Origin of the sequence: Pseudomonas sp. 44 R 15 (assembly GCF_900004965.1) — a bacterium.
GTDB classification, from domain to species: Bacteria; Pseudomonadota; Gammaproteobacteria; order Pseudomonadales; family Pseudomonadaceae; genus Aquipseudomonas; species Aquipseudomonas orientalis_A.
In genome coordinates, this window is sequence record NZ_CVTU01000042.1 from 41,674 (window position 1) to 68,048 (window position 26,375).

Annotated in this window: 22 protein-coding genes, 1 other RNA gene and 1 pseudogene; 12 read left to right on the top strand and 12 right to left on the bottom strand. The window is 58.0% G+C overall.

The window, feature by feature from the left end:
* Positions 1–73 precede the first annotated feature (73 nt).
* From BFP93_RS04600 to BFP93_RS29125, 4 genes and pseudogenes are all read right to left on the bottom strand, one after another.
* The gene (locus tag BFP93_RS04600; RefSeq protein ID WP_065892243.1) at positions 74–370 is read right to left on the bottom strand and encodes a hypothetical protein; all 297 of its coding nucleotides are present in this window, start codon (positions 368–370) and stop codon (positions 74–76) included.
* Positions 367–1,296 (bottom strand): annotated as a pseudogene (locus BFP93_RS04605) (integrase domain-containing protein). Before BFP93_RS04605 ends, BFP93_RS04600 begins: the two are co-directional and overlap by 4 nt.
* 340 nt (positions 1,297–1,636) lie before the next feature.
* Positions 1,637–1,912: a hypothetical protein gene (locus tag BFP93_RS27060; protein WP_083205607.1), complete on the bottom strand. Its 276-nt coding sequence runs from the start codon at positions 1,910–1,912 to the stop codon at positions 1,637–1,639.
* A 436-nt stretch (positions 1,913–2,348) separates the two neighbouring features.
* Entirely contained in the window at positions 2,349–2,483 is a 135-nt protein-coding gene (locus tag BFP93_RS29125; protein ID WP_256095176.1) for a hypothetical protein, read from the bottom strand.
* A gap of 226 nt (positions 2,484–2,709) precedes the next feature.
* Here BFP93_RS29125 and BFP93_RS04610 point away from each other — a divergent pair, with 226 nt between their 5' ends.
* Both BFP93_RS04610 and BFP93_RS28195 read left to right on the top strand, forming a co-directional pair.
* Positions 2,710–3,642 carry a hypothetical protein gene (locus BFP93_RS04610; protein WP_065892247.1) on the top strand — a complete coding sequence of 311 codons (933 nt, stop codon included), beginning with the start codon at positions 2,710–2,712 and terminating at the stop codon, positions 3,640–3,642.
* Entirely contained in the window at positions 3,614–4,228 is a 615-nt protein-coding gene (locus BFP93_RS28195) for a hypothetical protein (protein WP_141687942.1), read from the top strand. The genes BFP93_RS04610 and BFP93_RS28195 overlap by 29 nt, the downstream gene beginning before the upstream one ends.
* A 122-nt stretch (positions 4,229–4,350) precedes the next feature.
* Here BFP93_RS28195 and BFP93_RS04620 read toward each other — a convergent pair whose 3' ends face one another.
* The 5 genes from BFP93_RS04620 to BFP93_RS04640 form a co-directional block, all read right to left on the bottom strand.
* Positions 4,351–5,607: an integrase domain-containing protein gene (locus tag BFP93_RS04620; RefSeq protein ID WP_065892252.1), complete on the bottom strand. Its 1,257-nt coding sequence runs from the start codon at positions 5,605–5,607 to the stop codon at positions 4,351–4,353.
* A gap of 185 nt (positions 5,608–5,792) precedes the next feature.
* Positions 5,793–6,189, bottom strand: a transfer-messenger RNA (tmRNA) gene (gene ssrA, locus BFP93_RS04625).
* Positions 6,190–6,282: 93 nt separating this feature from the next.
* Positions 6,283–6,561 (bottom strand): hypothetical protein, encoded by a 279-nt coding sequence (locus BFP93_RS04630; protein WP_065883919.1) that lies wholly within the window; start codon positions 6,559–6,561, stop codon positions 6,283–6,285.
* A gap of 138 nt (positions 6,562–6,699) precedes the next feature.
* Entirely contained in the window at positions 6,700–9,510 is a 2,811-nt protein-coding gene (locus BFP93_RS04635; protein ID WP_065892253.1) for an FAD-binding and (Fe-S)-binding domain-containing protein, read from the bottom strand.
* A 70-nt stretch (positions 9,511–9,580) separates the two neighbouring features.
* Positions 9,581–11,275, bottom strand: coding sequence for a lactate permease LctP family transporter (locus BFP93_RS04640; RefSeq protein WP_065892255.1), 1,695 nt, complete (start codon positions 11,273–11,275; stop codon positions 9,581–9,583).
* 251 nt (positions 11,276–11,526) lie between these two features.
* On the opposite strand from BFP93_RS04640, the gene BFP93_RS04645 reads away from it, so the two are divergent.
* Positions 11,527–12,294, top strand: a complete 768-nt coding sequence (locus BFP93_RS04645) for a GntR family transcriptional regulator (RefSeq protein ID WP_057725002.1) — start codon at positions 11,527–11,529, stop codon at positions 12,292–12,294.
* Positions 12,295–12,331: 37 nt separating this feature from the next.
* On the opposite strand, the gene smpB is transcribed toward BFP93_RS04645, so the two are convergent.
* The gene (gene smpB / locus BFP93_RS04650; protein WP_003235073.1) at positions 12,332–12,814 is read right to left on the bottom strand and encodes an SsrA-binding protein SmpB; all 483 of its coding nucleotides are present in this window, start codon (positions 12,812–12,814) and stop codon (positions 12,332–12,334) included.
* 169 nt (positions 12,815–12,983) lie between these two features.
* Between smpB and BFP93_RS04655 the strand changes: the two genes are divergently transcribed.
* Positions 12,984–13,418, top strand: a complete 435-nt coding sequence (locus BFP93_RS04655) for a type II toxin-antitoxin system RatA family toxin (RefSeq protein ID WP_065883925.1) — start codon at positions 12,984–12,986, stop codon at positions 13,416–13,418.
* Positions 13,411–13,713: an RnfH family protein gene (locus BFP93_RS04660; RefSeq protein ID WP_065892257.1), complete on the top strand. Its 303-nt coding sequence runs from the start codon at positions 13,411–13,413 to the stop codon at positions 13,711–13,713. Before BFP93_RS04655 ends, BFP93_RS04660 begins: the two co-directional genes overlap by 8 nt.
* Positions 13,714–13,769: 56 nt before the next feature.
* Here BFP93_RS04660 and BFP93_RS04665 read toward each other — a convergent pair whose 3' ends face one another.
* Positions 13,770–14,297, bottom strand: coding sequence for an outer membrane protein assembly factor BamE (locus tag BFP93_RS04665; RefSeq protein ID WP_057725005.1), 528 nt, complete (start codon positions 14,295–14,297; stop codon positions 13,770–13,772).
* A 98-nt stretch (positions 14,298–14,395) separates the two neighbouring features.
* Here BFP93_RS04665 and fur point away from each other — a divergent pair, with 98 nt between their 5' ends.
* On the top strand, positions 14,396–14,800 hold the full coding sequence (gene fur, locus BFP93_RS04670; RefSeq protein ID WP_003194220.1) for a ferric iron uptake transcriptional regulator: 405 nt from the start codon (positions 14,396–14,398) through the stop codon (positions 14,798–14,800).
* An 85-nt stretch (positions 14,801–14,885) separates the two neighbouring features.
* On the opposite strand, the gene recN is transcribed toward fur, so the two are convergent.
* Positions 14,886–16,559 (bottom strand): DNA repair protein RecN, encoded by a 1,674-nt coding sequence (gene recN, locus BFP93_RS04675; RefSeq protein WP_065892258.1) that lies wholly within the window; start codon positions 16,557–16,559, stop codon positions 14,886–14,888.
* Positions 16,560–16,813: 254 nt separating this feature from the next.
* Between recN and grpE the strand changes: the two genes are divergently transcribed.
* From grpE to carB, 6 genes are all read left to right on the top strand, one after another.
* Complete coding sequence (gene grpE / locus BFP93_RS04680; protein ID WP_065883931.1) at positions 16,814–17,374, top strand: nucleotide exchange factor GrpE; 561 nt, start codon at positions 16,814–16,816, stop codon at positions 17,372–17,374.
* Positions 17,375–17,476: 102 nt separating this feature from the next.
* Entirely contained in the window at positions 17,477–19,393 is a 1,917-nt protein-coding gene (dnaK, locus tag BFP93_RS04685) for a molecular chaperone DnaK (RefSeq protein ID WP_065892259.1), read from the top strand.
* Between the two features lie 318 nt (positions 19,394–19,711).
* A complete protein-coding gene (gene dnaJ, locus BFP93_RS04690; RefSeq protein ID WP_065883934.1) occupies positions 19,712–20,836 on the top strand; it encodes a molecular chaperone DnaJ in 1,125 nt (374 codons plus the stop codon).
* A 10-nt stretch (positions 20,837–20,846) separates the two neighbouring features.
* Positions 20,847–21,653 (top strand): 4-hydroxy-tetrahydrodipicolinate reductase, encoded by an 807-nt coding sequence (gene dapB, locus BFP93_RS04695; RefSeq protein WP_057725010.1) that lies wholly within the window; start codon positions 20,847–20,849, stop codon positions 21,651–21,653.
* A 258-nt stretch (positions 21,654–21,911) separates the two neighbouring features.
* Positions 21,912–23,048, top strand: coding sequence for a glutamine-hydrolyzing carbamoyl-phosphate synthase small subunit (carA, locus tag BFP93_RS04700; protein WP_057725011.1), 1,137 nt, complete (start codon positions 21,912–21,914; stop codon positions 23,046–23,048).
* A gap of 105 nt (positions 23,049–23,153) precedes the next feature.
* On the top strand, positions 23,154–26,375 hold the full coding sequence (gene carB, locus BFP93_RS04705; RefSeq protein ID WP_065892261.1) for a carbamoyl-phosphate synthase large subunit: 3,222 nt from the start codon (positions 23,154–23,156) through the stop codon (positions 26,373–26,375).

The following is a 26,375-nucleotide window of genomic DNA, read 5'->3' on the forward strand; positions in this document are numbered from 1 at the left end:
GGCTTCTTTGAGTCGCTCCTTGCCGGTCGCCCATTTTGTGTAATCAATGGGAATGCACTTTACCTGAGGTCCGCTATGAACGTTGATCTTTGCGTAGCTCTTCGAACTGCCATGACTTGCCTAAGCGAGTAGTGAGTAAATGCACGGTCAACACATAGTAATAGCGCGTCGACTTCGCGCACTGGCTCATGTGCTGATTCAGAAACCAAGCGAGATGTTTTCGCTGCCAGGTCCGTGGACTGTCGCGTTGCCAGCGATCAGCTATTGCTGTTTGGATAGCCTTCGCCTGACGAAGGTGGCGTTGGCGTGTGGCATGCGACCCAGTCAGGACGCCCCCCAGGAACAGCTCCATATCGAATGGCTTGCTCATGTTCGCCCTCCAATGTAAGCCGATACAACGTCTATACGGCCGTGTCCCAGATCATAGCTGATTTGCACTCGGGCCTCCCGATCGAGGCGTCGGTCGAGTTAGTAGCAGCCGCCACCGTTGATGGGCGCGGGGTACTGGGTGATTTGTTCATAGCGTTCGCACGCATAGGCCGCGCGTAAGTCGTGGAAGCCTTTGAGTTCGTGCGTATGGAGGATGTCTCGAGCGTGACGTACAGTGCCCTGTATGAAGTCCAGGTAGCTTTCGTGCGGGGCTAATAGATTGCGGCTACCGTCAGGCGAGAAATGATGGGCGAATGCCAGTGCGTCGCGGATGTGATCGTTCACCATGATCCAGCGAGGTGCAGGCGCGCCTAAGCGGCCACCCTTGGTACCCTCCTGGATATTAATTCTGCCGAATTGCTCGGCTTCATATTGTAGGCGCGAAAGGTCGGTCAAGATGGCCTCGCGTAAGCGCATGCCAATAGTTCGCGCCAACTGCGCGATGGCAGCTGCGCGAGACAGCTGATGTTCGCGGAGCGTCTGAATGGTGCGCATCACTTGTTCGCGATCTTGGCCGTGGGGAACTGTCGTACGAACGGACGTGCGCCGCATTCCCAACGCCTTGCTCGGACTCGCGACCTTCACCTACTGATCACCGCGAAGCGCAGACATGGTCCGGTTCAAGCTGGACAGTCGGTTTTGCGCAGTGGCGATGGTGATTTCACCTTTTTTAACTTGCTGGCGCAGATGTTCCGCATAGTCCAACAAGGTCTTCCGATCAATCTGCCGCGCCTCGCTAACCCCCGGCCCATCCTCCGAGCGACACCAGCGCACAAACGCCTGCCACCGATCACTGTGCGCCTTGACCGTGCCGTAATGCCCGCCGCCAAACAGGTCCCGCAATGCATGCGCCCCGGCATAGCTCAGTTGCCGACCGTAGCCAAAATTGCGTCAATCTCGCCTGCCCACCAGTGCCATGATCAAACTCCTCCCGAAGCCAAATCTTTGAAACTTTCCCCACGTCATCCCGCCACGAATGTTGAGTGTTATCAGGGATCAAGGCCCCTGCGACCTGTGAGGGTTGTCCACTAACGCGGGACTGGCGGCTCCTTACGACCGGGAGCTTGGGCATCTCATGATCTGGCCTCCTGAACACTTCCGAAGACGTGGGCGGGTGGAGGCTGCGCTGGCTGACGAGACCAATGCCGCGAGATCCTGAGTCGGGTGAAGGCAGTGATGCGATGACCGGGGCATGCCTGATTGTCAGTCAGGTGCAGTCCATTCCTTGGGCTGCGGCACCATCATCTGCATCGCTGCTGCTGGTGACTTCGGTGTTTGTCACGCCGATTGTCACGAGGGGAAATGCCGCAAAGCCTTGTACGAGTCGGGCTGCAGCAGCGGTAGGAGCGCCCGTCTCTTTCCGGAAGAAAGAGACGGGCGCAGGTTGGCGCAATGAAATGGCCAAACGGATAAGTTGCTGCAGGGGAGGAATGTAGAGGTATGAGTTGCCGCAGTGGGCACTCTGGTAGAAGTAGGCATCCATCACATCGCTGTGACCGTGCGAGCCGCCGGACGCTAATCGCACTTTGGGAGAACCACCACGATGTGGCGTAGCCTCAAAGGTTCTGGCTACCTGGGTGCTGTCGAGGACAGCGCTTGTAAGGCTCTGGTATAACGCGCGCGCTACTCGTGATCAACAGTGTTTTTTGGGTAACCATTGCGCCAATTGATAGTCCTGGAAGATCTTGGACGTCGGTGGCATGACATGGCCGGGTGGTCGTTCGTCGGTTTTTAATGTCAGCCCATGCGGGTGGGAATGCGGAGCCTTCCCGCCTGCATGGGCTTAGCCGTAAAAGTCCCAAGAGCGAGGCTTGCAACGGCGACAGTGTCCTCTGTCGCCGTCCTGCATGCCACGGATTACGAGGGTCGCCGCGGGTGTCGCCGCTGTCGCCAACAGAACTGTCACAGCATCTGGGACGTCAATTGCGGCTATCCGACTGGTCCCGGACGATCTTGCGCTTGAGGTTAACCAGCATGTAATCGACAAGGGCGTGAACCACGCGCACCTCCACCATCTTGCAGTACCTATCGAAGGTGCTGCTCGCGATGTGCATGCGCTTTGCCTGCAGCCACCTGCGAGGAATTTCTCGCATTGATGGAGGTGCTCTCCGCGTGCCAGGAGCGCATGTTCGGTCGATATCTTCAGTAGTCGTTCCGACTGACGTATGATGCCGCTTTGCCACCAACAATTGGCTGGTGCGGGTTAGGGCGTTTCATGTCTACTCTGCTGGGTAGGCGCGAACGACCGGCGGCACCAGTTTCATAAGGATGTGAGTTCGGATGTACATTTCCAAAAACTACGGGTTTTCATTTTCGGCGCAGAAAAGCGATATCGAACTCAATTCTTTCTTGTCGTCTCTTGTTGGAGTTAATGTTGAATTTTCTATTAAATCGGGTAATATTCGTAGAATAATATTGGATAGTGATGATAAGTTTTTCTATGGTGTTGTGATTACCATTAAGAATCAAAAGCGGTTTGCATCGCTAGTGAGTGATAAGGGAGAAATGAAAGTCAAGATCTCCGAACTCGCTGATTTGGAAAAAATTGCTGAGTTTAACTTTCTTGTCGTCAATAAGCTCAACGGGTTTGGGCTTTATCAATATCATTACGGTGCCTGCACCTTGCCTAATTTTGCGTCGATGATTACATCGCTGTACAGGCGGAAGCTCGAGCAAAAAAGGAAGGTTGAATTAGATGTGCTGGCCGAAGATGCTCCGCAGAAGCAAATTAAAGCGGTAAATAGTAGATTTTTTCATGGTTTGGCTTTTGAGATGTTAGTGCAGTCGCGCGATATTGAAAAGGTTTTGGCTAAATATAAAGAAATACGCTCTTTTAAGTATGAAATTGCTTCTGTTGAGGCGTATCTTAGTGATGACTCCCCATTGCATGGGTTAGTAGCTAAAGCAAGGCATGATGTTCGCTTTGATAGCTCGGTGGATTCAAGCCTTATCATCAAAGGCATTCAGAACATGATGTCGACAGTTAAGGAAAAAACTGCGAGGATTGAGGTGCTCGACGACCAAGACGAGCCGGTATCCGTGAAGATCATGGACGTCCCTGTGAATTATGGGGAAATGGCCTACGACGATTTCATTCTCGGATTGATGACATTTGATCCAAAAAAGCTTAGGGAATGCAGTCTGGTTAAAGCACTTAAGGATAAATGCGAAACGGAGTACGCCCATGTTTTCTCAAAAAAAGTCGTCGAATAACCTGAAAGAGCGATGGGTTGTCCCGGTTGCAATAGTAATTTCTGCGGCCCTGTATGTCGCCATTGTATCTGTCGCCTCTGGCCCTACCAGCGTATTAGGGTTTATATGGCTTGAGCCAGGCACTACTGCAAAGATATTTGAGTTTTACTCTAAAAATCTTCGTGGAAGCTTATTCACCGGGTTTTTAGCGTTGGGCGGATTTTTGATGTCGGCTAAAACGTTTATTATTGTTAACATGAAGAAGGAGGTTTATGATTCAGATAGCTATGAAGAAAATTGGTTGGATGGACTTAAGTTAAATGGTGCAGAGTATTACTCGTCGCTTTACTATCCGTTGCGTAGATTGAGTAATATTATTTTTTATACGATCTCATCAAGTTTTATAGCGTCAATATCGCAATTGACCGTCGGTTTATTTGAGGCGGTTCCAGCTGTTATGCTATGCCTTTTTACCGTAGTGGTAGCTGTTTGTTTTTTGATGCTGTCTCTCTATTTGATCAAAAAAAATCTAGCCACCATGTTCGATCATCTCGATAAGTCGAGTATCGAAAAGATGGAGGCTGACCGGAATGGTACGAATAAGTAATACTAGGCTTTCCACTCTGCTTACAGGGTTAAATCTGCTGCGACTTCGATGTATTTAATTTTCTTCACTTCGTGACCTTCTTAGTATTGCAGGTTCGACTAACTGCGCCATTCGGTGAGTGCTCAGCGTATCGGCACAACGTTGCGGTTCTTGGTCGGATTGATCGCAGATGCCGATAGGCTGCCTGTGGCCGCTTTCTGGATGTGCTCACTCCACCAAGCCATCATCGGCCTCCTGCGTTCGATGTAGTCCGCCCGATTGTAGGCACTTCGAACTTCGTCCTTGTCAACATGCGACAGCGCGACTTCGATCAGCTCCGGATCCCAGCCATGCTCATTCAGGATGGTGCTCGCCATCGAGCGCAAGCCGTGGCTGACTAGACGGTCCTGAAAGCCCATGCGCTTCAACGCCATGTTGGCGGTCTGGCTATTGGCATGGGTGCGGGGATTTCTATCTGAGGGGAACACGTACTCTCTGTTACCGCTGAGTTGCTTGAGCGTCTCCAGTAACGAAAGTGCCTGATCGGTAAGAGGGATTGTGTGCGGCCGACGCTTTTTCATGCGCTCCGGCGGAATGGTCCAAATGCGCTTGTCGAAGTCGATATCTGCCCATCGTGTGGTAGCTGCTTCGGCAGGGCGGGTCATCGTGTGCAGTTGCCATTCGATCAGGCAGCGGGTCATGCGCTTGATGCTGGCGTTCGCGATTTCCATCATGAGCTCGGGAAGCTCCTCAGGTGGTAACGCAGCCATGTTCTCTTTCTTGGGTTTCTTGAACACCGCCCGAATTCCATTGAGGGGGTTCGCGAATATCAGCCCGGAGTTGACCCCGTAGGTCATGATTTCGTTGAGTCGTTGGCTCAATCGTTTCACGGTTTCGAGACTCCCTTTGGCCTCGATCGGACGAAGGATCTTGATAACCATCGGAGCAGTGATTTGAGAGAGCGGCGTTGTTTTCATACTTGGGAAAACATGAAGCGTCAGCGATCTCCAAATGTCTTCGGCGTAGGCTTTGGTTACGGAGTCTTTCTTCAGCTCGAACCAGGCCGTGGCCACCTTCTCGAAAGTGTGTTCAGTCTCAGCAAGTTTGGCTTGCCTTACCTCATCACGCTGGGTTTTGGGATCAGTGCCCAAAGCGAGCAGCTCACGTGCCTCTGCGGCTTTCTTCCGGGCGTTGGCTAGCGAGAGGTCGGGGTATGGACCAAGCGCCATGTTGATACGGCTTCTGGTCAACGGCTCGCGGTAATTGAAATTCCACATCATCGAGCCGCTGGCGCGTACTCGAAGCTGCAAGCCATCGCCGTCGCTGAGGACGAAGTCTTTACCAGTTGCCTTGACCGCCTTGAGCTGGCGATCGGAGAGGCGGGTTGCGTTAGTAGGCATGGGGCTACCTCCAGCACCGTTTTGGTATCCTGAAAATAGCATTTGGTAGTCCGGGATACCACCTGGGATGCCAAAGCAGCTGGAACTCAGAAAACCTCCAAAGCTCCCGTAAGCGCTGAAATCCCCGTATTTACTGGATTTCAGGCACAAAAAAAGACGTCCGTGGACGTCTTTAGTTGATCAAATGGTGGAGCCGGGGGGATTTGAACCCCCGTCCGCCAGTACTCCGCTGTCGGTACTACATGCGTAGCCGTTTCTATTAAGTTAACCCTCAGCGACCCGAAGGGCAGGGTGCTTTGGGCGAGTTGTGTAAGTTTTAGCCGCTTCGTCCACAACGTACTGCACGGCGATTCTGTTCTATATGACAATCACTTTGGGTTTACAGACATCCCCTGGTGATTGCTGGACCCGAAGGTACCAGAAGCTCAGGGCTAAGGCTGCTTACGCAGCGAGAGCGAATTCCTGGCCGTAGTTTTCGTCATTGGCAACTATAAGAAGTTGCAACAGTGGATTTACGAGTTCTGTTACCAACTCGGCATGCACCTAAAGTTTCGCGACCGGCGTCGAATCCTAAACGGCCCCGTGCTTGTAACTCGTTGTTTCTAGTGAGTGACAAGCTTGTGCAGTGTACGCCAAACCTTCACGAAAGGCCAACCCGAAGGTCGGCCCTATCGCTTACTGACCGCCTTTCTCGCTGTTCTGCAGGTCTTGCAGGGCCTTGGAGGTGATTTCGATGCACTTCTTGTCATCACCTGCCGCATGGGCGGCCTTGGCTTGGGCGACGGCGGTGTCGATTTCGCCGCTTTTGCCACTGGTGTCGGTGGACAGCAGGGCTTTACCGTTGTTGATTTTGTCCAGGTTGATCTGGCACAGGTCTTTATCACCGGCCGCGAAAGCGGGGGATGCCAGCATCGCAGCGGTAATGAACAAGCCAGCAAGAGCGGAACGCTTCATAGGGTATCTCCTTGCGCAAAAGGGCTCGACGCTGCTGGCGTTGAGGGGCTGCCAGCGACATCACTGATGAGCCTCGTTTCTCGAGGCCTATGCAGATGACTACACCGGCGCGCAGGGGTTCTGTTTTATTTTGCGGGCTTAATGGGCGCGGGCCTGGGTGACGCGGTCCACCAGGTAGACCAGCCCGTGATAATCGATGCCGCCGTGCAGGCTCAGGCCGATCTCGCAGGTGCGGCTGGTGGAGATGCCTTCGCTGCAGTGTTGCACCGCGTCCTTGAGGCTGCGCAGTGAGTGGGCGTTGAGTTCCGGGGTGGTGAAGCCTTTGTCGCCGGCGAAGCCGCAGCAGTGAATGCCTTCGGGGATGACGACGGTCTTGGCGCAGCGTCGGGCGAGGTCGATCAGCGCCTGGCTTTCGCCCAGGTGCTGGGTGCTGCAGGTGACGTGGACGGCAATGGGCGCTTCCTGCGGCGTGAAGTCGAGGCGGTCCATGAGGTGGGTGCGGATGAAACGTACGGGGTCGTAGAGGTCCAGGCGTGTCTCGCCCAGGTCTTGCGTCAGGCGCAGGGTGCACGGGCTGGTGTCGCAGTAGATCGGGTCGAGGCCGCCACGGCTGGCGTGGAGCAGGGCGCCGATCAGTTCCTGGCGCTTGTGTTCGGCCTGTTCGGCATAGCCCTTGGAGGCGAAGGGCTGGCCGCAGCACAGGTTGTCCTGGTGGTCGGGAAAGACCACTTGGTAACCGGCTTTTTCCAGCAGGCCACGGGTTTTGTCGTACAGCGACATTTGCTCTTTATCCCCCGCCGCCGGGCCCATGGCGCGTGAGACGCACGCCGCCAGGTACACCACCCGAGGTCGCTCGTCGGTGACGGCCGGGCTGAAGCGAATGGCTTTTTCCGGTTGTGGCATGGCGTTGGTCCACTGCGGGACTTGCCCCTTGGACAGCCGGGTGACGGTGGCCGATAACTTCGCCAGGCGTGGGGCACCCAGCAGCATGCGCGCGCCGTTGGCGACGTGCAGGGTAAAGCGCGCGCCTTGCAGCGCGGTGGCGAAATGGGTGGCGAGCCAGTCGGCGGTTTTCGTACGGTCGGCATCGCGGCTGCGCAGCTTTTTCACCAGGTCGCCGGTATTGATGCCTACAGGGCAGCGTTGGGCGCAGAGCCCGGTCGCGGCGCAGGTGTCGATGCCTTGGTAGTGGAAGGCCGCTTCCAATTCGGTGGTGTCGACGCCAGCGCGTTGTTTGGCCTGGATGTCGCGCCAGATCACAATGCGTTGGCGCGGGCTCAAGGTCAGTCCTTTCGACGGGCATACCGGCTCGCAGAACCCGCATTCGATGCACTTATCCACAAGCGCGTCGGCGGCGGGCAGGGGCTTGAGGTGTTTGAGGTGAATCTGCGGGTCGTCGCTAAGCACCACGTCCGGGTTGAGGATGCCGTTGGGGTCGAGCAGGCGCTTGAGCTGCCACATCAGTTGATAGGCATCGCTGCCCCATTCCAGTTCGACGAACGGCGCCATATTGCGACCGGTGCCGTGTTCGGCTTTCAACGAGCCACCGAACTCAACCGCCACCAGCTGTGCAACGTCGTCCATGAACGCTTGATAGCGTGCGACTTCTTCCGCGCTGTTGAAGCCTTGAGTGAAGACGAAGTGCAGATTGCCTTCCAGGGCGTGTCCGAAAAGGATGGCTTCGTCGTAGTGGTGTTTGTCGAACAGTTCGATCAAACGGTTGACGCCAACCGCCAGCTGCTCGACCGGGAAGGTGACGTCCTCGATGATCACGGTGGTGCCGGTTTTGCGTACGGCGCCTACGGCAGGGAAGGTGTCCTTGCGAATCGCCCAGAGCCGGGCGTTTTCCAGCGGGTCTTCGGTGAAGTCGACCTGCTTCTCCACCGCAAAAGAGGCGAGTGAGGCCATGATCAGCGCCAGTTGTTCATGCAGTAATGAAGGAGACGCGGCGCGGGATTCGATCAGCAGCGCGCAGGCATTTTCCGATAGTTGCTGTACGAACGCCGGCATGCCCGGTTTGTTCTGTACCGAGCGCAGGCTGCGCCGGTCCAGCAGCTCAACGGCCGACACCGGCTGGGTTTTCAGCACGGTGACCGCGTTGCAGCAGGTCTCGACGTTCGGGAATACGATGAGTGCCGAGGCTTTGTGCGGGTGATCGATCACCGTGTCGTAGGTCACGGCGCTGATAAATCCCAGCGTGCCCTCGGAGCCCACCAGCAAATGGCTGAGGATATCCAGCGGGTCATCGAAATCCACCAGGGCATTCAGTGACAAGCCGGTGGTATTTTTCAGACGGTATTTGTGGCGGATCTTTGCCGCCAGTTCGGCGTTTGCCCGCGTCTCGCGGCCCAGTGTGGCCAGGCGTTCTAGCAGCTCGCCATGGGTGTGGCGGAAGGCCTGGACGCTGGCGGGGTCTTCGGTGTCGAGGCGGCTGCCATCGGCCAGGACCAGACGAATGCCTGCCAGGGTGTGGTAGGTATTTTGCGCCGTCCCGCAGCACATGCCACTGGCGTTGTTGGCAACGATGCCGCCGATCTTGCAGGCGTTGATCGACGCCGGGTCCGGCCCGATCTTGCGCCCGAATGGCGCGAGCCAGGCGTTGGCCTGAGCGCCAATGACGCCGGGTTGCAGGCGGATCTGCAGGCCTTGCGCGCGAATTTCGCGGCCATTCCACTGATCACCCAGCACGATCAGCACCGAGTCGCTGATGGCCTGGCCGGACAAGCTGGTGCCCGCCGCGCGAAAGGTCACGGCGACTCGCTCGCGCTGGGCCAGTTGCAGCAGCGTGACGACTTCGTCTTCCGACTCCACGCGTATCACCAGCTGTGGGATCAATCGGTAAAAGCTGGCGTCGGTGCCGAAGGCGAGGGTGGAAAGTGGATCGTCAAAACGACGATCCTTCGGGATCAGTTGTGCGACGTCGCTCAGGAATGCGGCAGGCAGGCTCATCGGTCCTCCAGAAATAGCTGACGCCGGAACCGTTGTCCGGCGTCGATTCTTACCCTATTGCGTGCAGGTCTCAGTGCACCAGCATACCGGTGAACCAATATGCCTGTGCCAGGGTGATCAGCCCGACGATCGTGGCGAAGAACAGGCTGTGTTTAAGGGTAAAGCGGAACAGGTCGGATTCCTTGCCGACCAGGCCGGTCGCGGCACAGGCCACGGCGATCGATTGTGGCGAAATCATTTTGCCGGTCACGCCGCCACTGGTATTCGCCGCCACCAGCAAGGTGTCGTTGACGCCGATCTGGTGGGCGGTGGTGGCCTGCAACGAGCTGAACAGTGCATTGGACGAGGTGTCCGAGCCTGTCAGGAAAACGCCGAGCCAGCCGAGGAAGGGTGAGAAAAACGGGAAGGCCGCGCCGGTGCCGGCCAGCACCAGGGCCATGGTCGAGGACATGCCCGAGTAGTTGGTGACAAAGGCGAAGGCCAGCACCATGCCGATGGACAGGATCGGCCAGCGCAGCTCGTAGAAGGTCTCTTTTAAAGTGGTAAGACCAGTTTTGACGTCTATTTTTAATACCGCCATCGAGATCAGCGCGGAGAAGAAAATCGCGGTGCCTGTTGCTGAAATCGGGTCCAGCTTGAATACCGCCGGTATGGCGGTGGGGTTGGTGACGATCGGCGTGACTTTGATTACCAGTTGATCCAGGTGCGGGATCGCAAAGTTGAACACCCAGCTGTACATCGAGCCGCCGGCGGCGAACATCGCCTTGAAGGGTTTGAGGGTCCAGATGGTCACCAGCACGGTGAGTATCAGGAAGGGCGACCATGCCTTGAAAATCTGCCCCAGGCTGTACGGTGAAACCAGGGTGTTGCGCGGCAAACCGAAGCCGCCGGCGCTGGCGGCAACCGCCGTGCTCGAGGTGGCGCCGGCAATCTGCGCGCCGGCGCTGCGTTTGGGTTGCCAGACTTTGAGGAATAAGGTCAGGGCGATCAGGCTGGCCAGTGCCGAGGTGATGTCGGGCAGTTCCGGGCCGATGAAGTTGGAGGTGAAGTACTGAGTGACGGCAAAGCTCAGGCCCGCCACCAGGGCTGCGGGCCAGGTTTCGCGAACGCCGCGCAGGCCGTCCATCATGAACACCAGCCAGAACGGCACGAACAGTGACAGCAGGGGCAGTTGGCGACCGGTCATGGCGCCGATCTTGAAGGCGTCGATGCCGGTGACCTGGCCCGCCACAATGATCGGGATACCCAGCGCACCGAAGGCGACCGGGGCGGTGTTGGCAATCAGGCACAGGCCGGCGGCGTAGAGCGGGTTGAAACCCAGGCCGACCAGTAACGCGGCGGTAATTGCCACGGGCGCACCGAAACCGGCCGCCCCTTCGAGGAAGGCGCCGAAGCAGAAGCCGATCAGCAGTACCTGCAAGCGCTGGTCGTCGGTAATCGACAGGACTGAGCTGCGGATCACTTCGAACTGGCCGCTCTTGACCGTCAATTTGTAGAGAAATACCGCCGCCACGATGATCCACGCAATCGGCCACAAACCATAGGCGAAGCCGTAGCCGGCGGCGGCCAGGGCCATGTCCACTGGCATCTGGAAGGCGAAAATCGCCACCAGGATCGACAGCGCCAGCGTGATGCTGCCGGCCACGTGCCCCTTGAGGCGGAATACAGCCAGGGCCAGGAAGAAAAATACGATGGGGATAACGGCGGCCAGTGCGGATACACCGAGACTGCCAAGAGGGCTGTAGAGCTGTTGCCAGGTTTGCATATGGGGTGGCCCCTGATTGTTGTTGTTTGTACGCTCTGGGTAATTGGTAATACCAATTTGCAGTCGCTGTGGGCTAGATTAAGAGGCTTGGCAGGGGTGTGTCAATTTGCCGCCCAGGAAACTTTGGTCGTACGAGTGGGTGTGCGGCGTTCTGATCGGGATAATCCGAGGCGTTCTGATAGGTGCCGGGAGCGCGGCGATAGGCCAGAATAGAGAGCCCGGCGCGTGGTCGGGATGGTGGAGAGCGGGTTATGGGGTTTGATCAGGTGCGTCAGCGCCGTTTGTCTGACGATATTGTCGAGCAGCTCGAGGGCATGATCCTTGAGGGCACGCTGAAGTCGGGCGAGCGCTTGCCGGCCGAGCGCGCATTGGCTGAACAATTTGGTGTGTCGCGCCCGTCGCTGCGAGAAGCGATTCAGAAGCTGGCGGCCAAAGGGTTGTTGGTCAGTCGTCAGGGCGGTGGCAACTATGTGGTGGAATCCCTGGGGTCAACCTTCAGTGACCCTTTGTTGCATCTGCTGGAAAACAATCCTGAAGCGCAGCGGGACTTGCTGGAATTTCGCCAGACGCTTGAGGCTTCCTGTGCTTATTACGCGGCATTGCGGGCAACGGAAGTGGACCGTGAGCGGCTGACGGCGGCGTTCGAGGCGTTGCAGGATTGCTACGCGCGCGTCGATGAGGTGAGTCGAGTGGAGGAGGGCGCGGCAGATGCGCGGTTTCACCTGGCCATTGCCGAGGCCAGTCATAACGCCGTGCTGCTGCATACCATCCGCGGGCTGTTTGATCTGCTCAAGCGTAACGTGGTGACAAACATTGGCGGCATGTATCAACAGCGCACCGAGACCCGCGACATGCTGATCAGCCAGCATCGCGATCTGTACCTGGCAATTATTGAAGGGCGGGCCGAGCAGGCGCGGGAGATCTCAACGCGTCACCTGCTGTATGTGCAGGAAGTGCTGGAGGAGGTTCGTCAGGAGGTTCAGCGCGTGGCTCGGGCGGAGCGACGTAAAGGCATGTAGCCTCGGGCGAGTCGCCCGAAGCTGCATCGTCACAAGGTTAGTCTTCCTTGCCTTTGTTACGCACCGCGCGATGCAATTCGCGATTGGAGTCGCGCTCGCGTTCGGTGTCGCGTTTGTCGTATTCCTTCTTGCCCTTGCCCAGCGCAATTTCGCACTTGACCAGGTGCTTGCTCCAGTACCAGGACAAGCAGATGCAGGCGTAGCCTTTCTGTTGCACTGCCGCAGCGAGTTTTTCCAGCTCGCGGGCATTGAGCAGCAGCTTGCGCGTGCGCACCGGGTCGGCAATTACATGAGTGCTCGCGGTGGTCAGCGGGGTGATATGACTGCCCAGCAGCCACGCCTCGCCATCCTTGAGCAGCACATAGCTGTCGACCAGCTGCAGCTTGCTGGCACGCAGACTTTTTACTTCCCAGCCGGCCAGGACCAGACCAGCCTCGAACCGATGTTCGATGAAGTAATCGTGTCGCGCCTTTTTATTTTGCGCGATGGTCCCTGTTGGGTGTTTCTTTTGTTTAGCCATAGGGGCGGCATTATAGGGAGTTGCGAGCGTGTCGGCTACGGTCAACCTGCGTGCTTGAGCGTGTTGGACGAATCCCGGACAATGCGGGCAGTTCTCTGGTTTTTTTCTCTCGCGGATCTGGCTGTTGTTTCGCGATGTTTGCCCGCTCAGCTGTGGAAATAACGCTCACATGACGACGCATATTCAACGTTCGGCCCTGCTGCCGTATCCCGCACAGGCGCTCTATGACCTGGTCAACGACGTGGCGCGTTACCCGGAATTCCTGCCGTGGTGCTCCACTGCCGAGGTTTTGGAGGGCGATGACGGGTACATGGTTGCCAGCGTCGGCGTAGCCAAAGGTGGGCTTAGCCAGCATTTTGTTACGCGCAATGTGCTGGTGCCTGGAAAATCCATCGAGATGAATCTGCAGGAAGGCCCGTTCACCCAGTTGCATGGGGTCTGGGTATTCAAGGCGCTGACGGACAAGGCCTGCAAGATCAGCCTGGATCTGTCGTTCGATTACGCAGGGCCGATCGTCCGCGCGACATTGGGGCCTTTGTTCAATCAGGCGGCGAATACGCTGGTGGATGCGTTCTGCCAGCGGGCCAAGCAACTGCATGGTTGAGATTGAAGTGGTGCATGCCGCCGTTGATCGCCAGGTTTTATTGCAGGTGAAGGTTCCGGCGGGCACGAGCCTGAGGGCGGCGGTGCAAATGTCGGGAATGGCTGAGCAGTTTCCGCAATGCATGCTGGCTGACTGCCCGCTGGGGATCTTCGGCAAGGTGGTTTCGGACCCTGATGCGCATGTTGTGCAGCCAGGTGATCGAATTGAGATCTACCGGCCGTTGCTGGCAGATCCCAAGGAAATACGCCGGCAGCGTGCGGCCAGGGCGGCCAAGACCAGGCAGCAAAACTCATAAATCCTTCAGACAACAAAAAGCCCGGCATGCCGGGCTTTTTGTTGAGTGTTGCTTTGTTACTGCGGGCTGGTGTCCAGAGGTTGTGGCGTCGGGACGGGCACGGTTTCCACGCCATCGACATCTTTCTGGATCTGGTCCAGCAAGGAGCCTGGCTTGGCCGGCACCTCGGATTTCGGCTTCTCGGCTTCCTGCGCAGGGGCGGTCACGCTGGTGCCGCTGTCCTTGCCCAACAGCGCTTCATCGCGGCTTACGCCAGGCATGAAGTCGCCGGACAGGCTGACAAGCTGGTCATTGCCATTGAAAATGACACTGACGCGCTCCTGTTGGCGCTCACCGCCGCCAGGCTGGAGGCTGTAGAGATAATCCCAGCGATCGGCATGGAAAGTGTCGGTCAGCAGGGGATTGCCCATGATAAACCTTACTTGCCGTCGGGTCATTCCCGGGCGTAACTGGTCTATCATGTCCTGCGTGACGACATTGCCCTGCTGGATGTCGATTTTGTAAACCCCGGGGAATGAACAACCGGCGAGTGCGAGCAGTCCCACAAAGGTGAAACTGGTTAGCAAGAGCTTGGTGTTTTGCATCGGTGGGCGACTTCCACTATCTTGGCTGGGACAACGTAAACGCCGATCATACCCGTATTAAGAGAAGCTGCGAAGCAGCATCCGCGAGAAAGCTAACCATGGTTGAAAATAGCGAACTACGCAAAGCCGGTCTCAAAGTGACTCTGCCCCGAGTCAAGATTCTACAAATGCTCGATTCTGCTGAGCAACGCCACATGAGTGCCGAGGACGTTTACAAGGCGCTGATGGAGTCTAATGAAGACGTCGGCCTGGCCACGGTTTACCGTGTCCTGACCCAGTTTGAAGCCGCAGGGCTGGTGGTTCGTCATAATTTCGACGGCGGTCATGCAGTGTTTGAATTGGCCGACGGCGGGCATCACGACCACATGGTTGACCTGGATACCAATGAGGTTATCGAGTTCACCAGCCCTGAGATCGAAGCGCTGCAGCATAAGATCGCTGAGGAGCATGGCTTCGATTTGGTCGACCATAATCTGGTGCTGTACATCCGTAAGAAAAAGTAAAAAACGACGCAGATTTGCTCTGCGCAACGATCGAAGGCGACCCCAGGGTCGCCTTCGTGCTTTATATAAGAGGGAAAATGCTCGCTCAGGCCTTCGCTGCTACGACCATCTTCTTCGCGTGCGCCAGGGACTCCTTGGTCAAATCAATACCGCCGAGCATCCGCGCCACTTCTTCCACGCGCTCCGACTTGTTCAGCTTGGACACGGCCGTGCGCGTCGCATCGCTGCCCCGCACTTTGTGCACGAACAAATGCTGATGCCCCTGGGCCGCCACTTGCGGTAAGTGGGTCACCGTCAGCACCTGGCCACGATCGCCCAGACGGCGCAACAACTGGCCAACAATCTCGGCAGTCGGCCCGCCAATGCCCACGTCCACTTCATCGAACACCAGAGTCGGTACGCGCGAGGTTTGCGCAGTGATGACCTGGATCGCCAGGCTGATCCGTGACAGCTCGCCGCCGGAGGCGACTTTGGCCAGGGCTTTGAGCGGTTGCCCCGGGTTGGCGCTGACCAGCAGCTCCACCTGTTCCAGTCCGTGGGGTTGCAGTTCATGGCTGGTATTGGCGTGCAGCTCGATAGTGAAGCGGCCGCCGGGCATGCCCAGGCGCTGGATTTCCTGTTCCACGGCACCGGCCAGGCGGGTAGCGGCCTGTTGGCGAAGGTCGCTCAGCTCACGAGCCTTTTCCTGATAATGGCGGGCGAAGGAGGCGAGTTCTTCGCCGAGGCGCTCAATGGACTCGTCGTTCGCGTTCAGGGTCTCGATTTCATCCAGCAGCTTTTGTTGCATTGCCGCCACTTCGGTTGGCTGGATTCGATGTTTGCGCGCCAGGGTGTAGATAGTGTCCAGGCGCTCTTCTATTACCTGCAGGCGCGCCGGGTCGGCATCGAAATGATCGAGGAAGCGGTTCAATTCACCCACCGCTTCCTCCACCTGGATCTGCGCGCTGGTCAGCAGGGTGGTGGCTTCACTCAGTGAGCCGGAGGCGTTAGTCACGCTGGACAGGCGATTGAGGCTGGCGGTCAGTGCGTTAAGCACATTGCCGGAATCACTTTCGCTGCATTGCTCGATCACCTGGCGACAGATACCCAGCAGCGTCTCGGCGTTGGTCAGGTTCTTGTGTTCCTGTTCAAGCTGCTCCAGTTCGGACTCGCCCAGGCCCAGGCTTTCAAGTTCTTCGAGTTGATAGCTGAGCAATTGGTGGCGGGCGCGTTGCTCGTCGCCTGAATTGGAAAGGCGTTCCAGTTCCTGGCGCGTCTGGCGCCAGCGTTGGGCCGCCAGGTGGACCTGGCGGGCAAGTTCGGTGGCGCCGGCGTACTCATCCAGCAGGCGGCGATGGGTGTCGGTTTTCAGCAGGGATTGGTGCTCATGCTGGCTGTGGATATCAATCAACAGTTCACCCAGGGCTTTCAAGTCGCCAAGGGGGCAGGGCGTGCCGTTGATGTAGCCACGTGAGCGTCCTTCGGCGGTGATCACCCGGCGCAGGATGCACGGCCCTTCGTTATTGAGGTCGCGCTCGGCCAGCCAGGCCTCGGCCTCGGGAATATCCGCCAGATCGAAGGTGGCCAGGATGTCGGCCTTGTCGGCGCCGGGGCGCACCACGCCACTGTCGGCGCGGTCCCCGAGCGTCAGGCCCAGGGCGTCGAGCATGATCGACTTGCCGGCGCCGGTCTCGCCTGTGATTACGCTCATGCCGCGATCCAGTTCGAGATCCAGATGTTCAACGATGGCGTAGTTATGTACGGACAGGTGCACGAGCATGACGGCCGCTCCCAGGCTTTAGGTCTGGTTATTTATACAGTGTTTTGTTTGAGGCTGACAATCCTGGCGCTTAGCTCGATTTGCTTGATCGGGTGCTTTTTTTAGCTCAATAAGGAATGTAGGGGCAGGAAATGATCCGAGACATGCGAAAGACTTTTGGTAACGTCCGCGCCCTTGAACCTGAAAATTGTGGCCCCATATACCGGAACAGAAGCGCGAGTTGAGTTCGCGCATGATTTTGAAAGGAGAAAGCTATGGCTGACGAACAGACGCAGGATACGCAAACGCCAGACGCCAATTCGGCTGCCGGTGATGAGCTGGGTACTCGTGTGCAAGTGCTCGAAGAGCAATTGGCCGCAGCGCAGGATCAGTCGTTGCGTGTTGCCGCCGATCTGCAGAACGTCCGCCGCCGTGCCGAGCAGGACGTAGAAAAGGCTCACAAATTCGCCTTGGAAAAATTCGCCAACGACCTGCTGCCGATTATCGACAGCCTGGAGCGTGGCCTTGAATTGTCCAATCCGGATGACGAAAACATCCGCCCGATGCGCGAGGGGATCGAACTGACCCTGAAAATGTTCCAGGACACCCTGAAGCGTTATCAGTTGGAAGCCATCGATCCACTCGGCGGTGAGCCGTTCAACGCGGAGCACCACCAGGCGATGGCGATGCAGGAAAGCCACGACCTGGAGCCCAACAGCGTATTGAAGGTATTCCAGAAGGGCTATCTGCTCAACGGTCGCTTGTTGCGCCCGGCGATGGTGGTGGTGAGCAAGGCTCCCGCACCCGTTTCGCCTTCTATTGATGAGCAGGCTTGAAATCCGCCGCAAGGCCCCCATTTATAAGTCAAGCGATTAAGTGCTACCGCAGTTAGCCACAACTGCTGCGGCAACCAAATTCAAGTTTCGGGAGAGTCAAACATGGGCAAAATTATCGGTATCGACCTGGGGACCACCAACTCGTGCGTCTCGGTCATGGAAAACGGCAAGGCCAAAGTTATCGAAAACGCTGAAGGCGCGCGTACCACGCCGTCGATCATCGCTTACGCCAACGACGGCGAGATCCTGGTCGGTCAGTCGGCCAAGCGTCAGGCCGTTACCAACCCGCACAACACCCTGTACGCGGTGAAGCGTCTGATCGGTCGCAAGTTCGACGAAGAAGTCGTACAGAAAGACATCAAGATGGTGCCTTACAAAATCGCCAAGGCCGACAACGGTGACGCCTGGGTTGAAGTGAACGGCAACAAGATGTCCGCGCCGCAGATCTCGGCTGAAGTCTTGAAAAAGATGAAGAAGACTGCCGAAGACTACCTCGGTGAAACCGTGACCGAAGCGGTCATCACCGTTCCGGCCTACTTCAACGACAGCCAGCGCCAGGCAACCAAAGACGCCGGCCGCATCGCGGGTCTTGACGTAAAACGTATCATTAACGAACCTACCGCAGCGGCCCTGGCCTACGGTATGGACAAGGCCAAAGGCGACCACACTGTGATCGTTTATGACCTGGGCGGTGGTACTTTCGACGTCTCCGTCATCGAGATCGCGGAAGTTGACGGCGAGCACCAGTTCGAAGTGTTGGCCACCAACGGCGACACGTTCCTGGGTGGTGAAGACTTCGACATTCGTCTGATCGACTACCTCGTTGACGAATTCAAGAAAGAAAGCGGCATGAACCTCAAGGGTGACCCGCTGGCGATGCAGCGCCTGAAAGAAGCCGCTGAGAAAGCCAAGATCGAACTGTCGTCGAGCATGTCCACCGACGTGAACCTGCCGTACATCACTGCAGACGCTACCGGTCCTAAGCACTTGAACGTGAAGATCTCGCGCGCCAAGTTGGAAGCACTGGTTGAAGACCTGGTTCAGCGCACCATCGAGCCATGCCGCATTGCACTGAAAGACGCCGGTATCGACGTTGGCGCGATCAATGACGTGATCCTGGTCGGTGGCCAGACCCGTATGCCGCTGGTGCAGCAGAAAGTCACCGAGTTCTTCGGTAAAGAAGCACGTAAAGACGTGAACCCGGACGAAGCGGTTGCCATGGGTGCTGCTATCCAGGGCGCGGTATTGGCCGGTGACGTGAAAGACGTGCTGCTGCTGGACGTCAGCCCGCTGACTCTGGGTATCGAAACCATGGGTGGCGTGATGACCGCGCTGATCGAGAAAAACACCACGATTCCTACCAAGAAATCCCAGGTGTTCTCGACTGCCGACGACAACCAGGGCGCCGTGACCATTCACGTGCTGCAAGGCGAGCGCAAGCAAGCTGCGCAGAACAAATCCCTGGGCAAGTTTGACCTGGCCGAGATTCCACCAGCCCCACGTGGCGTGCCACAGATCGAAGTGACCTTCGACATCGACGCCAACGGTATCCTGCACGTTGGCGCGAAAGACAAGGCGACCGGCAAAGAGCAGAAGATCACCATCAAGGCCAACTCCGGCCTGTCTGATGAAGAAATTCAACAGATGATTCGTGATGCTGAAGCCAACGCTGATGCGGACGCCAAGTTTGCCGAGTTGGCGGGTGCCCGTAACCAGGGTGACGCGCTGGTTCACTCGACGCGCAAAATGGTCGCTGATGCTGGCGACAAGGTGACTGCCGAAGAGAAAACTGCAATCGAAGCCGCTGTAGTTGCCCTGGAAGCCGCTATCAAAGGCGACGACAAGGCCGCTATCGAAGCCAAGGTTGAGGAGCTGTCGAAGGTGTCCGCGCCAGTGGCCCAGAAAATGTACGCCGAACAAGGCCAGCCGGCTGAAGGTGCTGCGCAGCAAGCAGAGCCTGAAGCCAAGCACGACGATGTTGTCGATGCCGAGTTCGAAGAAGTCAAAGACCACAAGTAACTTGGTCGCCCGGTTGACCGCTCACAAGCGGTGACTGGTAGGATGTCGCCGCGCGGGAGCTTGCTCCCGCGTTGGCGTGTCTGGGGTATGCGAATTTTTACAGTATGCGACAGCGTTCGGGTGCTGGCGGTGTGGCCGGGAATGCTCCTGCTTTCCGAGCAGTAAATACCGCGTTTTTAGTCGGGTGGCCGGCTAAAAAGTAGTAATGACCAGGATCGTTGAATTGACGTGAGTTGGGTCCGGGCCTGCATTGGGGCTCAACGAGTTTGGCGAGGCTCAGGAGGGTCTGGCCGAACGTCCTTAAGAGTGCAAAGACTTATGGCAAAGCGTGACTATTACGAAGTATTGGGTGTGGAGCGCGGGGCTAGCGAGGCGGACCTGAAAAAGGCTTACCGTCGCCTGGCGATGAAGCACCACCCGGACCGTAATCCGGATAGCAAAGAATCCGAAGAAATGTTCAAAGAGGCCAATGAGGCCTACGAATGTCTGTCTGATCCCAACAAGCGTGCAGCCTACGACCAGTATGGGCATGCCGGCGTCGACCCGAGCATGGGTGGCGGCGGTGCCGGTTTTGGTGGCCAGAACTTCTCCGATATTTTCGGTGACGTGTTCAGTGATTTCTTTGGTGGCGGCCGTGGGGGCCAGCGTGGCGGGGCCCAGCGTGGCAGCGACCTGCGCTATACCCTGGAGCTGAACCTGGAAGAAGCCGTGCGCGGCACCAGCGTTAACATCCGTGTACCGACGCTGGTCAACTGCAAGCCGTGCGACGGCTCGGGTGCCAAGAAGGGCTCTTCGCCCATCACCTGCCCGACCTGCGGCGGTATCGGCCAGGTGCGGATGCAGCAGGGCTTCTTCTCGGTGCAGCAAACCTGCCCGCGTTGCCATGGCCAGGGCAAGATTATTTCCGACCCGTGCGATTCCTGCCATGGCGAAGGTCGCGTCGAAGAGTACAAAACGCTGTCGGTGAAAGTGCCGGCGGGCGTGGATACCGGCGACCGCATTCGTCTGTCGGGTGAAGGGGAAGCCGGTACTCAGGGTGGGCCTACGGGCGACCTGTACGTGGTGATCAATGTGCGCGAGCACTCGATCTTCCAGCGTGATGGCAAGCATCTGTTCTGTGAAGTGCCGATCAGCTTTGTCGACGCGGCCCTGGGTGGTGAGTTGGAAATTCCGACGCTGGACGGTCGGGTCAAGCTCAAGATTCCAGAGGGTACGCAGACCGGCAAGCAGTTCCGTATCCGTGGCAAAGGCGTTGCGCCGGTGCGCGGTGGCGGGGCCGGCGACCTGATGTGTCGCGTGGCGGTAGAAACACCGGTCAACCTGAATCGCCGTCAGCGTGAGCTGCTTGAAGAGTTCCGCAGTTCGTTGGAAGGTGATGACTCTCACTCGCCGAAAACCACGGGCTTTTTCGATGGTGTGAAGCGCTTCTTCGGCGACCTGTAAGGAATTGAGTATGCGACGTATAGCCGTAATGGGCGCTGCCGGGCGCATGGGCAAGACGCTGGTCGAAGCCGTGCAGCAGCGCTCGCCGGCGTCCGGGCTGACCGCGGCGATCGTGCGTCCGGGCAGCACGTTGATCGGTGCGGACGCGGGTGAGTTGGCCTCACTGGGCCGTATCGGCGTCTCGTTGTCCGGTCATCTGGCGCAGGTGGCCGACGAGTTCGACGTGTTGATCGATTTCACGCTGCCGGAGGTGATGCTGGAAAACCTGGCGTTCTGTCGCAAGGCAGGCAAGGCGATGGTGATCGGTACCACCGGTTTGACGGTGGAGCAGAAGCAGTTGCTGGCTCAGGCGGGCAAGGATATCCCGATCGTCTTTGCGGCGAACTTCAGCGTAGGCGTGAATCTGTCCCTCAAGCTGCTGGATATGGCCGCTCGCGTATTGGGTGATGAGGCGGATATCGAGATTATCGAAACCCATCATCGCCACAAGATCGATGCGCCGTCCGGGACTGCCTTGCGGATGGGCGAGGCCATCGCCGATGCGTTGGGGCGTGACCTGTCCAAAGTGGCGGTGTATGGCCGTGAAGGGCACACCGGTGCCCGTGCGCGCGACACCATTGGTTTTGCCACCGTACGCGGTGGTGATGTGGTCGGCGATCACACTGTGCTGTTTGCCACTGAGGGCGAACGCCTGGAAATCACGCACAAGGCTTCCAGTCGCATGACGTTTGCCAAGGGCGCGGTGCGCGCTGCGCTCTGGCTGGAAGGGCGCGAGCCTGGCCTGTACGACATGCGTGATGTGCTCGACCTGCACTAATCGGTAGCTTAAACAGGGCCTCAAGCTTATGCTTGGGCCCCGTTTTACCCGCTAAGCGACGCCCTGTCGCATTCCCCTGCCTTTCAGGCTCATTAGCGGTGGACCAAAAAAGCCTTTTTCTGTAAGCTACAGCTTTAGTGTGTCCACTAAAAGCGCGCAGAATAATTCAGTGAAGAAGCGGGGTGACGTGTCCATACGTCACTCCGCTTTTTTGCAACCTGCGATCGCCCTTTCAGGCTTTATTTACGGGAGGTCTTCTTGACTAAGCCAGCCATACTCGCCCTTGCTGATGGCAGCATTTTTCGCGGCGAAGCCATTGGAGCCGACGGTCAAACCGTTGGTGAGGTGGTGTTCAACACCGCCATGACCGGCTATCAGGAAATCCTTACCGATCCTTCCTACGCCCAACAGATCGTTACCCTGACCTATCCGCACATCGGCAACACCGGTACTACACCGGAAGACGCCGAGTCTGATCGTGTCTGGTCGGCCGGTCTGGTGATTCGTGACCTGCCACTGGTTGCGAGCAACTGGCGTAACACGATGTCGCTGTCCGATTACCTGAAAGCCAACAACGTTGTGGCGATCGCCGGTATCGATACGCGCCGCCTCACGCGCATCCTGCGTGAAAAAGGCTCGCAGAACGGCTGCATTATGGTCGGTGAGAATATCTCCGAAGAGGCCGCGATTGCCGCAGCGCAAGGGTTCCCTGGCCTGAAAGGCATGGACCTGGCGAAAGTCGTCAGCGTCAAAGAGAAGTACGAATGGCGCTCCACTGTCTGGGACCTGAAGACCGACAGCCACGCGACTATCGAGGCCGCCGACTTGCCTTATCACGTTGTGGCCTACGACTACGGCGTGAAGTACAACATCCTGCGCATGCTGGTTGAGCGTGGCTGCCGCGTAACCGTGGTGCCGGCGCAAACCCCGGCCAGCGATGTGCTCGCCCTGCAACCGGACGGCGTGTTCCTGTCCAACGGCCCTGGTGACCCGGAGCCATGCGACTACGCCATCCAGGCGATCAAGGACGTGCTGGAAACCGAGATCCCGGTATTCGGTATCTGCCTGGGCCACCAGTTGCTGGCCCTGGCCTCGGGCGCCAAGACCCTGAAGATGGGCCACGGTCACCACGGTGCCAACCACCCCGTGCAGGACCTGGACACCGGCGTTGTCATGATCACCAGCCAGAACCACGGTTTTGCGGTGGATGAGGCGAGCCTGCCTTCGAACGTGCGCGCGATTCACAAGTCGCTGTTCGACGGTTCCCTGCAAGGCATCGAGCGCACCGACAAGAGCGCGTTCAGCTTCCAGGGTCACCCTGAAGCCAGCCCGGGCCCGAACGACGTAGCGCCGCTGTTCGACCGTTTCATCAATGAGATGGCCAAGCGACGCTGACTGAGCGGCCTGCGGGTGGTCCCGAATTTCGGTGGCCCCCGCAGGCTCTTCAAAGAATGTTCAAGACGGCTTGCCGACTGACCTGCGGATTTGAGTGACAAACCCATGCCAAAACGTACAGACATAAAAAGCATCCTGATTCTCGGCGCTGGCCCGATCGTGATCGGCCAGGCCTGCGAATTCGACTACTCCGGCGCCCAGGCCTGTAAAGCCCTGCGCGAGGAGGGTTACCGCGTCATCCTGGTGAACTCCAACCCGGCCACCATCATGACCGACCCGGCCATGGCCGATGCCACCTACATCGAACCGATCAAATGGCAGACCGTTGCCAAGATCATCGAGAAAGAGCGTCCGGACGCGCTGTTGCCCACCATGGGCGGCCAGACCGCACTGAACTGCGCCCTGGACCTGGAGCGCGAAGGCGTCCTGGAGAAGTTCGGCGTCGAGATGATCGGTGCCAACGCCGACACCATCGACAAGGCTGAAGACCGTTCGCGTTTCGACAAGGCGATGAAGTCCATCGGCCTTGATTGCCCGCGCTCCGGTATCGCCCACAGCATGGAAGAGGCCAACGCGGTTCTCGAAAAGCTGGGCTTCCCATGCATTATCCGTCCGTCCTTCACCATGGGCGGCACCGGTGGTGGCATCGCCTACAACCGTGAAGAGTTCGAAGAAATCTGCGCCCGTGGCCTGGATTTGTCGCCGACCAAAGAGCTGCTGATCGACGAATCCCTGATCGGCTGGAAAGAATACGAGATGGAGGTTGTCCGCGATAAGAAGGACAACTGCATCATCGTCTGCTCCATCGAAAACTTCGACCCGATGGGCGTGCACACCGGTGACTCGATCACCGTTGCGCCGGCGCAGACCCTGACGGACAAGGAATACCAGATCATGCGTAACGCCTCGTTGGCGGTACTGCGTGAAATCGGCGTGGAAACCGGTGGTTCCAACGTTCAGTTCGGCATCTGCCCGGATACCGGCCGCATGGTCGTGATCGAGATGAACCCGCGTGTATCGCGTTCTTCGGCGCTGGCATCGAAAGCCACCGGCTTCCCGATTGCGCGTATCGCGGCCAAGCTGGCGATCGGTTACACCCTGGATGAGTTGCAAAACGAAATCACCGGCGGCGCCATGCCGGCGTCTTTCGAGCCGTCTATCGACTACGTCGTGACCAAGCTGCCGCGCTTTGCCTTCGAGAAATTCGCCAAGGCCGATGCGCGCCTGACCACTCAGATGAAGTCGGTCGGTGAAGTCATGGCCATTGGCCGTACGTTCCAGGAATCCCTGCAGAAAGCCCTGCGCGGCCTGGAAGTCGGTGTGTGCGGCCTGGACGAGAAGCTCGACCTGAGCAACCCGGAAAGCATGAGCATCCTCAAGCGCGAGCTGACCGTACCGGGCGCCGAGCGTATCTGGTACGTGGCTGACGCCTTCCGTGCCGGCCTGAGCGTCGAAGATATCTTCGGCATGAACATGATCGACCCGTGGTTCCTGGTGCAGATCGAAGACCTGATCAAGGAAGAAGAGAAGGTCAAGACCCTCGGCCTGTCGTCCATCGACCGCGACCTGATGTTCCGCCTCAAGCGCAAAGGCTTCTCCGATCAGCGTCTGGCCAAGCTGCTGGGTGTGACCGAGAAAAACCTGCGTACCCATCGCCACAAGCTGGATATCTTCCCGGTCTACAAGCGCGTTGATACCTGCGCCGCCGAGTTCGCCACCGACACTGCGTACATGTACTCCACCTATGAGGAAGAGTGCGAAGCCGCGCCGTCGGATCGCGACAAGATCATCATCCTCGGTGGCGGCCCGAACCGTATCGGCCAAGGCATCGAGTTTGACTATTGCTGCGTACACGCCGCTCTCGCCCTGCGCGAAGACGGGTACGAGACCATCATGGTCAACTGCAACCCGGAAACGGTTTCCACTGACTACGACACGTCCGACCGCCTGTACTTCGAGCCGGTGACACTGGAAGACGTGCTGGAAATCTGCCGCGTCGAAAAACCAAAAGGCGTGATCGTCCAGTACGGCGGCCAAACCCCGCTGAAACTGGCGCGTGCCCTGGAAGCCGCTGGCGTGCCGATCATCGGTACCAGCCCGGATGCCATCGACCGTGCAGAAGACCGTGAGCGCTTCCAGCAGATGGTCGAGCGCCTGAACCTGCGTCAGCCGCCGAACGCCACCGTGCGCAGCGAAGACGAAGCCATCCGTGCAGCCAGCAAGATCGGTTACCCGCTGGTGGTGCGTCCGTCCTACGTACTGGGCGGCCGCGCGATGGAAATCGTCTACGAAGAAGAAGAGCTCAAGCGCTACCTGCGTGATGCGGTGAAAGTCTCCAACGACAGCCCGGTGCTGCTCGACCACTTCCTCAACTGCGCCATCGAAATGGACGTGGACGCGGTGTGCGACGGTACCGACGTGGTGATCGGCGCGATCATGCAGCACATCGAACAGGCGGGCGTTCACTCCGGTGACTCCGCGTGCTCGCTGCCGCCGTACTCGCTGCCGGCGCACATCCAGGACGAGATGCGCGAACAGGTCAAGAAAATGGCCCTGGAGCTGGGTGTGGTCGGCCTGATGAACGTGCAGTTGGCGCTGCAGGGCGAAGACATCTACGTCATCGAAGTCAACCCGCGCGCTTCGCGTACCGTACCGTTCGTGTCCAAGTGCATCGGTGTGTCCCTGGCCATGATCGCTGCGCGCGTGATGGCCGGTAAGACCCTGAAGGAAATCGGCTTCACCAAGGAAATCATTCCGAACTTCTACAGCGTGAAAGAGGCGGTGTTCCCATTCGCCAAATTCCCTGGCGTGGACCCGATCCTGGGCCCGGAAATGAAGTCCACCGGTGAAGTGATGGGCGTGGGCGACACCTTCGGCGAAGCCTTCGCCAAGGCCCAGATGGGCGCCAGCGAAGTGCTGCCGACCGGCGGTACTGCGTTTATCAGCGTGCGCGATGACGACAAGCCACTGGTTGCGGGTGTGGCCCGTGATCTGATCAACTTGGGCTTTGAAGTCGTGGCTACCGCCGGGACCGCCAAGCTGATCGAAGCTGCCGGCCTGAAAGTACGCCGCGTGAACAAAGTGACGGAGGGCCGTCCGCACGTGGTCGACATGATCAAGAATGACGAAGTCACCCTGATCATCAACACCACCGAAGGTCGCCAGTCGATCGCGGACTCCTACTCCATTCGTCGTAATGCCTTGCAGCACAAGATCTACTGCACCACCACCATTGCTGCTGGCGAAGCCATCTGCGAAGCGCTCAAGTTCGGTCCGGAAAAGACCGTGCGTCGCTTGCAGGATCTACACGCAGGATTGAAGGCATGA

What these genes read in the sequence shown, in the direction of transcription:
- BFP93_RS04600 (WP_065892243.1), bottom strand. Translation starts at nt 370, where the DNA reads ATGAGCAAGCCATTCGATATGGAGCTGTTCCTGGGGGGCGTCCTGACT.
- BFP93_RS27060 (WP_083205607.1), bottom strand. Translation starts at nt 1,912, where the DNA reads ATGGATGCCTACTTCTACCAGAGTGCCCACTGCGGCAACTCATACCTC.
- BFP93_RS29125 (WP_256095176.1), bottom strand. Translation starts at nt 2,483, where the DNA reads ATGCACATCGCGAGCAGCACCTTCGATAGGTACTGCAAGATGGTGGAG.
- BFP93_RS04610 (WP_065892247.1), top strand. Translation starts at nt 2,710, where the DNA reads ATGTACATTTCCAAAAACTACGGGTTTTCATTTTCGGCGCAGAAAAGC.
- BFP93_RS28195 (WP_141687942.1), top strand. Translation starts at nt 3,614, where the DNA reads ATGTTTTCTCAAAAAAAGTCGTCGAATAACCTGAAAGAGCGATGGGTT.
- BFP93_RS04620 (WP_065892252.1), bottom strand. Translation starts at nt 5,607, where the DNA reads ATGCCTACTAACGCAACCCGCCTCTCCGATCGCCAGCTCAAGGCGGTC.
- BFP93_RS04630 (WP_065883919.1), bottom strand. Translation starts at nt 6,561, where the DNA reads ATGAAGCGTTCCGCTCTTGCTGGCTTGTTCATTACCGCTGCGATGCTG.
- BFP93_RS04635 (WP_065892253.1), bottom strand. Translation starts at nt 9,510, where the DNA reads ATGAGCCTGCCTGCCGCATTCCTGAGCGACGTCGCACAACTGATCCCG.
- BFP93_RS04640 (WP_065892255.1), bottom strand. Translation starts at nt 11,275, where the DNA reads ATGCAAACCTGGCAACAGCTCTACAGCCCTCTTGGCAGTCTCGGTGTA.
- BFP93_RS04645 (WP_057725002.1), top strand. Translation starts at nt 11,527, where the DNA reads ATGGGGTTTGATCAGGTGCGTCAGCGCCGTTTGTCTGACGATATTGTC.
- smpB (WP_003235073.1), bottom strand. Translation starts at nt 12,814, where the DNA reads ATGGCTAAACAAAAGAAACACCCAACAGGGACCATCGCGCAAAATAAA.
- BFP93_RS04655 (WP_065883925.1), top strand. Translation starts at nt 12,984, where the DNA reads ATGACGACGCATATTCAACGTTCGGCCCTGCTGCCGTATCCCGCACAG.
- BFP93_RS04660 (WP_065892257.1), top strand. Translation starts at nt 13,411, where the DNA reads ATGGTTGAGATTGAAGTGGTGCATGCCGCCGTTGATCGCCAGGTTTTA.
- BFP93_RS04665 (WP_057725005.1), bottom strand. Translation starts at nt 14,297, where the DNA reads ATGCAAAACACCAAGCTCTTGCTAACCAGTTTCACCTTTGTGGGACTG.
- fur (WP_003194220.1), top strand. Translation starts at nt 14,396, where the DNA reads ATGGTTGAAAATAGCGAACTACGCAAAGCCGGTCTCAAAGTGACTCTG.
- recN (WP_065892258.1), bottom strand. Translation starts at nt 16,559, where the DNA reads ATGCTCGTGCACCTGTCCGTACATAACTACGCCATCGTTGAACATCTG.
- grpE (WP_065883931.1), top strand. Translation starts at nt 16,814, where the DNA reads ATGGCTGACGAACAGACGCAGGATACGCAAACGCCAGACGCCAATTCG.
- dnaK (WP_065892259.1), top strand. Translation starts at nt 17,477, where the DNA reads ATGGGCAAAATTATCGGTATCGACCTGGGGACCACCAACTCGTGCGTC.
- dnaJ (WP_065883934.1), top strand. Translation starts at nt 19,712, where the DNA reads ATGGCAAAGCGTGACTATTACGAAGTATTGGGTGTGGAGCGCGGGGCT.
- dapB (WP_057725010.1), top strand. Translation starts at nt 20,847, where the DNA reads ATGCGACGTATAGCCGTAATGGGCGCTGCCGGGCGCATGGGCAAGACG.
- carB (WP_065892261.1), top strand. Translation starts at nt 23,154, where the DNA reads ATGCCAAAACGTACAGACATAAAAAGCATCCTGATTCTCGGCGCTGGC.